At 38.4% G+C, this 250-nt stretch carries 1 pseudogene; it reads right to left on the bottom strand.

Annotated elements, in window-relative coordinates:
* Window positions 1-55: 55 nt before the first annotated feature.
* Window positions 56-250, bottom strand: a pseudogene (locus tag H5122_RS20080) (LLM class flavin-dependent oxidoreductase); the annotation flags it as partial.

Consider the following 250-nt stretch of genomic DNA (forward strand, 5'->3'; position numbering starts at 1 on the left):
ATGATGTCTGTATGTTAACAAGCCCAGGGTGTACGCTTGCTTAACTAACTATATTCTAGTGTTTTATTTCCATTAAAATTTCGAGTGCACGGTGGCGTTTTTCACTATCGAATACATCATTGGTAAATATAAACTCATCAACTTCTAGCTGTTTAGCTATCATCTCTAACTTGTGTTTAATACTTACATGTCCGCCTACTACGCTTAGGCTTAAAAAGTTCTCTACATGGGCGCGCTCTTGTTCGCTCCA

The sequence above is a fragment of the Pseudoalteromonas sp. SG43-8 genome, from assembly GCF_014164245.1.
In the GTDB taxonomy this organism is placed as follows: Bacteria; Pseudomonadota; Gammaproteobacteria; order Enterobacterales; family Alteromonadaceae; genus Pseudoalteromonas; species Pseudoalteromonas distincta.